Origin of the sequence: Maritimibacter sp. 55A14 (assembly GCF_003122205.1) — a bacterium.
In the GTDB taxonomy this organism is placed as follows: Bacteria; Pseudomonadota; Alphaproteobacteria; order Rhodobacterales; family Rhodobacteraceae; genus QEYE01.
Genome location: NZ_QEYE01000011.1, coordinates 146409 through 152418 on the forward strand (window position 1 = coordinate 146409; position 6010 = coordinate 152418).

Annotated in this window: 8 protein-coding genes and 2 pseudogenes; 4 read left to right on the plus strand and 6 right to left on the minus strand. The window is 63.2% G+C overall.

Features of this window, described 5'->3' with window-relative positions:
- Positions 1-5: 5 nt before the first annotated feature.
- Entirely contained in the window at positions 6-332 is a 327-nt protein-coding gene (locus DDZ14_RS11485; RefSeq protein WP_109425114.1) for an antibiotic biosynthesis monooxygenase, read from the minus strand.
- A gap of 97 nt (positions 333-429) precedes the next feature.
- On the opposite strand from DDZ14_RS11485, the gene DDZ14_RS11490 reads away from it, so the two are divergent.
- Complete coding sequence (locus tag DDZ14_RS11490) at positions 430-1008, plus strand: SOS response-associated peptidase (RefSeq protein WP_369914908.1); 579 nt, start codon at positions 430-432, stop codon at positions 1006-1008.
- Positions 1009-1137: 129 nt separating this feature from the next.
- On the opposite strand, the gene DDZ14_RS11495 is transcribed toward DDZ14_RS11490, so the two are convergent.
- Complete coding sequence (locus DDZ14_RS11495) at positions 1138-2004, minus strand: halocarboxylic acid dehydrogenase DehI family protein (protein ID WP_109425115.1); 867 nt, start codon at positions 2002-2004, stop codon at positions 1138-1140.
- Positions 2005-2585: 581 nt separating this feature from the next.
- On the opposite strand from DDZ14_RS11495, the gene DDZ14_RS20140 reads away from it, so the two are divergent.
- Entirely contained in the window at positions 2586-2708 is a 123-nt protein-coding gene (locus DDZ14_RS20140; protein ID WP_255417503.1) for a hypothetical protein, read from the plus strand.
- Positions 2709-2740: 32 nt separating this feature from the next.
- Entirely contained in the window at positions 2741-3646 is a 906-nt protein-coding gene (locus DDZ14_RS11505) for a ketopantoate reductase family protein (protein WP_233252557.1), read from the plus strand.
- A gap of 244 nt (positions 3647-3890) precedes the next feature.
- Here DDZ14_RS11505 and DDZ14_RS20260 read toward each other — a convergent pair.
- Positions 3891-4266 (minus strand): annotated as a pseudogene (locus tag DDZ14_RS20260) (fumarate hydratase); the annotation flags it as partial.
- Here DDZ14_RS20260 and DDZ14_RS19695 point away from each other — a divergent pair.
- Entirely contained in the window at positions 4222-4365 is a 144-nt protein-coding gene (locus tag DDZ14_RS19695) for a hypothetical protein (RefSeq protein ID WP_158275514.1), read from the plus strand. The pseudogene DDZ14_RS20260 and the gene DDZ14_RS19695 sit on opposite strands and share 45 nt — an antisense overlap.
- Before the next feature lie 97 nt (positions 4366-4462).
- Here DDZ14_RS19695 and DDZ14_RS11515 read toward each other — a convergent pair whose 3' ends face one another.
- From DDZ14_RS11515 to DDZ14_RS11525, 3 genes and pseudogenes are all read right to left on the minus strand, one after another.
- Positions 4463-4714 (minus strand): hypothetical protein, encoded by a 252-nt coding sequence (locus tag DDZ14_RS11515; RefSeq protein ID WP_109425118.1) that lies wholly within the window; start codon positions 4712-4714, stop codon positions 4463-4465.
- Positions 4715-4866: 152 nt separating this feature from the next.
- Positions 4867-5085: a hypothetical protein gene (locus tag DDZ14_RS11520; protein WP_109425119.1), complete on the minus strand. Its 219-nt coding sequence runs from the start codon at positions 5083-5085 to the stop codon at positions 4867-4869.
- A 5-nt stretch (positions 5086-5090) separates the two neighbouring features.
- Positions 5091-5840: pseudogene (locus tag DDZ14_RS11525) on the minus strand (formylglycine-generating enzyme family protein); the annotation flags it as partial.
- Positions 5841-6010 lie beyond the last annotated feature (170 nt).

Sequence of the window (6010 nt, forward strand, 5' to 3'; positions counted from 1 at the left end):
AGCAGTCAGCCCGAAGGTGCGGCGTGAAGGGACTGTACCTCGTCGAAGACTTCAAGTTCCGGCGGGCCGAGATAGAGGTCGCCCTGGGGTTTCGCGTCCTTGTGGGCAGCGCGAAACGCCTCGGACCGGGTCCAGGCTTCGAAGGCGGCGCGGGTGGTCCAGAACGTATGCGAGGCGTAGAGCGTGTGATCGGCCTGCGGCTCGCCCTTCATCAGGTGGAAGGACACGAAGCCAGGCACGTCCTGCAAATGGCTGTCGCGGGTCTTCCAGACGGTCTCGAACTCCGCCTCGCGGCCGGATTTGACCTTGAAACGGTTCATGGTCAGGAACATGGCGCGGCCTCCCTCCTGCCTACGGGTCTTCAGATAGCCCGTGCCCGGCAGTATACCAGCCCTTCCGTTCCCCGGCACCCGCCGCTAGCGTGGCGCCATGTGCGGACGTTTCGCAATCACCTTGCCGGACGAGGCGGTGGCCCGGCTCTTCGCCGCGACCCCTTCCAACGACCTGCCGCCGGTGCCGCGCTACAATGTCTGCCCGACCCAGGACGTGGCGGCGGTGACGAGCGCCGGCGCGGCGCGGCGGCTCAGACCCATGCGCTGGGGGTTCCTGCCGCACTGGTACAAGTGCCCGACAGACGGCCCGCTGCTGATCAACGCACGCGCCGAGAGCATCGCGAAGAAGCCCGCCTTCCGCGACGCCGCCAGCGCCCGGCGTTGCCTGATCCCGGCCTCTGGCTTCTTCGAATGGACAAAAGATGCGGAAGGCAAGCGCCTGCCCTGGTACATCCACCCCGCAGAGAGCGACGCGCTGGCCTTCGCCGGCATCTGGCAGGACTGGGAGGCCGAGGGTGTCCGCCTGACCACCTGCGCCATCGTAACCACCGCAGCGAGTACGGCGCTCTCGGCCATTCATCACCGGATGCCAGTCGTGGTGGCTCCGGATGACTGGCCGCTCTGGTTGGGAGAGGCGGGGCATGGGGCCGCCCGGTTGATGCGGCCTGCGCCGTAGGACGCGCTGGCCTTCCACCGGGTCTCGGCGCGCGTCAACTCCAACCGTCCCGACGATGCGGAGTTGATCGAGCCGGTCGGTGAGGGAGACGCGGCGTGACCGCGCCAGCCGCGCCACCTCAGCCGCGCGTCAGCCGCGCGCGAGTTGCGCCTGGAAGACAGCGATATTGGCCACAAGACCCGGCAGCAGCCACTGGAAGAGTTGAACGACGCGCGCCACCTCACCCGGTGCCGCGTCGCGCTCGGCGGCCTCGCGCAGCATCTCCGGCGTCAGCCCGGCGGGGTTGGGCAGGGCGCGCGCCAGCGCCACGGCCTCGTCATGGATCGCCTGGGTCACGGTGGCATAGCTGGCGTCGGCGATCCGCGGGCGCAGGCCGGCCCAGGCGACGTGCAGATACGTGGGCCAGCGGGCCAGGGCGCGGTAATCGGTATTTACGAAGGGAAGGCCCAGCACCGTCTGCATGTCGGTGTAGAGTGCGCGGGTCTCGGGCTCGGCGTGATGCGGCTCCATCAGGACGAGCGGCGCCGGGCTGGGTCGGCCGCGCGGCGTGATGCAATTCACCTCGGAAGTCTCCGACAGGCTCTCGCCTTCGAGCAGCAGCCGCGCCAGCGTGGCGATCAGCAGATAGGCCATGTTGCCTTCGGCGAAGATCTCCTGGGCGGCGGCGATGCTTTCGATCTCGCGCGGCGCATAGCCACGGGCCTGCAACTCCGCCGTCAGGGGCGGTGTGGACAGTATCGTGACATGGGCCTCGGATCGCTCGCGCAGGCGCTGGCGGGCCGCGCCGAATTCCTCGGAGGCACAAAGGGGCCTGAGCCCGGACCAGAGCACGTCCCAGAAGGCGGGGTAATGGGCGAAGGCCATCGTCACGACCCCCATCCATGGCACCCCGAGTACGGCCTTGGTGTCTTCGTAGCTGTCGCGGACCGGCCCGGTGGCGAGGTATTCGGGCAACGGGTGGATCGCGGGGATCGGGTCTGGCTTCCGGCGCTGCATGGGTGGGGTCCTGACAATCGGTTTCACGCTACACGGCCTGCGGGGCGCACCCGTGGTGCCGCCAGCGCCGACCTTCGCAAACTTACCCGCTCCGGTGGAACTGGCAAGGGGCGCCGACGATCGGGGATCGTGGCCGGGAATTACTGAAGCGGCAGCCGCAGCGAAGCTAACCGGCCTGTTTCAGCGACGCGAAAGGTTCATAGGTCGGGTTTCCAATCCATTTGTTAAGCTTATCTTATTAATTCGTTAATTTTGGAAGATTGCCTGGGTGTTTGATCCCACGGTTTGATGGTGTGATCCTTTCGCAGGAATGGAAGGAAGCACTATGGGACAAGTTCGTCATGGCAGCGACACGACCACGCACGCCGTCAGAGCTGCAATACAGCGATCGCAGGCTTCGCTCGCGCAGCTGAGTCGGGAGTTGGGGATCAACCCCAAGACGGTTGCAAAGTGGCGGACGCGGGCGACGGTCGAGGATCTGAAGACCGGGCCCAAGGAGCCGCGCTCCACGGTCCGGACCGAAGCGGAGCGGTCCGCGTGATCGGAGCACAGGGCCTCGAATATTTGTATAGGATAACAAGATGAACGATATCGCCACGAAACCTGCACTGTCAGTTCCCGAGCCGCTGAACCTGATCGACAACAACTGGATCCCGTCGCGGACTGGCAAGGTTCGTCCTGTCGTTTCCCGCGCACGCCCGTGACCATTGGCGTATAACGTCGAAGGAGAAGTCACATGAGAATCGCAGTGATGGGGGCGGGTGCGGTCGGCTGCTACTACGGGGCCATGCTCGCGCTTGCCGGTCACGAGGTGGTGCTTGTGGGGCGCGCCGCTTTCGTTGACGCGGTCTCGCGGGATGGCCTGATCCTGGAAAAGGATGGAAAGCGTCTGGTTGCGCAGGTCGAGGCCAGCAGTGATCCTTCTGCGATCGCGGGTGCCGGCATGGTGATGATCTGCGTGAAATCCGGGGATACCGAAGAGGCCGGGCGCCAGATCGCACCCTATCTCGATCCAACTGCCCGCGTGCTCAGCCTGCAAAACGGCGTCTCCAATGCCGAAATGCTCAACGGCATCCTCGGGCGGCCGGTGCTGCCCGTGGTGGTCTATGTTGCCAGTCGCATGAATGGGCCTGACATTGTGCGCCACGAGGGCCGCGGCGATCTGGAATTGTCGGGACAGGGCGCGGAGGACGTGGCCGGTATCCTCAACGCGGCCGGCGTCGAGACGCGCGTTTCCGAAGACGTGATGAGTTCTCTCTGGGCCAAGCTGGTTGTGAACTGCGCCATCAATCCGCTCTCGGCGATCACCGGGCTTCCCTACGGGAAAATGGCCGCGCAGGAGGGCGTTCCGCAACTGATGGAGGATATCGCCCGCGAAGCCCTTTCCGTCGCCCAGGCGGAAGGCATTTCCGTGTCCGATGCGGTGTTCGAGACGATCCGGACTATTCCGGTCTCGATGGCCGGTCAGGTCTCGTCGACGGCACAGGACCTCGTGCGTGGCAAGCCGACCGAGATCGACTTTCTCAATGGGGAAATCGTGGAACGGGCCACGAAACTTGGCATCGACGTGCCGATCAATCGCACTTTGACCTTGCTGGTGAAATGCGCCGAACGCGGAAATGCGAATGACCGGAAAACCTAAGCAGGCAGCCAGCGACCGTTTCTGACGGTTGGCGAAATGCCGCGAAACAAGACGAAGGTCGAACAATGAAAGTTGAACATATCGCGGCCTTCTCAAGTGGCGAGCTTGGCAGTAATCCGGCGGGCGTCGTCATCTGCGACGAACTGCCCGAACCGACGGCGATGCAGAAGGTCGCCGCGGACGTCGGTTATTCCGAATCCGTATTTGCCGCATCCGTCGGGGACGCGTGGCGGGTGCGCACCGCGAAACGGGTTTTGTTCCCTGATCCGCCGCCCTTGGCCGATATGTGTACCTCGACCGTATCGCCCGCGACCATCTCGACCTGCAGTACGGCGGGGGCATTGTCGCTTGTGTTCTGGCGCTGCCCGGACGGATCCGCGACCACGGAGGCCCGCAAGGGGTTGCCTTCCAACAAATAGGCGCGACGCACGCCGATCGCGACATGCACATTGGCAACCCCGGTATCCTGGCAGAGGGTCTGTGCCCGGTCGCGGCCATGCGTGAGTTTACAGAATCTGAGCAATTTCACCCTTTGCGGCCGGGCTTGGTTCCCGTTGCCAGGCGCGCGTCATCGCTTGCACGAAATCGCGCGGGTGACGGACCCTGAAATCGTCCGCGATATCGGCATCGCAACACTCAAAGGCGAGGTATCGAGCAAGCCGGCGCTTGAATTGGCCGGAATTTTCAAGGTGCAACTGACCAAAGGGACGCCGGCCTGAGGACGCGATCCGAGGGCCGTGGCCAACAAATCCTCAAACGGGCCGACGCCACAACGGACCTCGTCACCGCTTCGGTTCGGGCTGTCGAAACCTGGCCCTAGCGCCGCCGGACATAGTTGAACAGCGCGGTGATCGCGATGAGCGCCCAGAGGATCTCGATCATGATCGCCCCGGCATTGGGCCGGTAGTAGAGCGAGGCGAGGATGAAGAGTGACCCGGCGAGATTGGCCAGGTTGAAGGACGGCCGCTCCCCCGCCACCCAGCCGCGGGAGACCGCCAGATAGGCCCCGGCGATCATGAAGGAGCCGAGGATGCCGAGATAGTCGAGGGCCGTGAGGTCCGAGAGCATGGCCGGATTTATGGCCCTGCCGGGGCCATGCTGCAAGCGGGTTGTCCAAGGGGGGGCGGTAAGGGCTGCGTTGTCGCGCGCGGGCACCGGGTACTGCGCGGGCAGAGCCGTTGATCAGATGTTCTCTCCTTCTGTGATGGCTTCAACACTCATCACATTGGCACATTGCGATGCCGCCGGGAGGGGGCATCCACGCCATCAACAAAGCCGCCCTGCGGATCAAACCGCAGCGTCAAGGTCACACTGCCAACCTTGGCTCCGGTGCCGATCAACTCAAGTTCATAAACGTCGCTCAAATTCGTCGGGTGGCCAGTGAATTCGAAGATGCCGTACTGCCCCTCGACAGTCGCGTAATCTGAATATCTACCCATTTTCTCTACTCCAATTCTCTTACAATGCGAAATCCGGTCGTTCTCGATCTGCCGGTCTCTTTAGCTGAGCCCCGGTTTGCGGGGCGTGCGTACTCTCTACTTCTTCCGTATGAGCCGCCCTTGATGACGTGCTGGCATCCGCTGGCTTTCTTAGCTTCCGCCAGATAGGCGCTTGATGTCGGCAGGCCAAGATGCGTACTGCTCCAGCACGACATGGTCGGTTCCAACACATTGCCTGCCATATGACGAAGACCCCACGCATTGGCGGCGTCGAGCATATCAACCGGGACGGGCATTTTGCGGTTGTTCGGGTCTGAATAATACCTTTCGCCTTTTTCACGAAACTTGTATTCGCTTCCGTCTGCGTGGCGAAAAATGGCGATATTGGCTTGATCCAGCGTTAGCGTATCACCCTGGGCAAACCGGGTGCGTGTACCCGCCCGGGCGGCATACTCCCACTCAGCCTCCGTCGGCAAACGATAGGCAGACGTGCCGGTCTTTTGGTTCAACCAAGCAACGTATTCCTGCATATCAAGGTAAGAAACATCTATCACCGGATGCCGTGGGCCATCGGCGTAGTAGTAGCCGCCTCCGAACTTCAGAATTCTTGGGTCTGGCGTGTGGGAGCAGCCCCCATCAGTCACGCAAACCATCCACTCTTTACGGGTCACCTCGTTGCGCCCCATGGCAATCGGTATGTCGATGATCACCTCATGCTCAGGCCCTTCTTGCTCCATGCCTGACCTGCCCCTTTTTTCAGGGCCACTCGTAAGTCGAGCTTGTTCCCCTTTTGTGTGCCATCATTCGGCGGCATGAGCAATGGGCGCAGGCGCGGAGCCATCAGGTAGCTCAAGCGGCTGCGCCCATTGCGTCTTGTCGAAGGGGCGCGCGGCTGCGAACTCCTCCGGGGTCTGATACTTCAGGC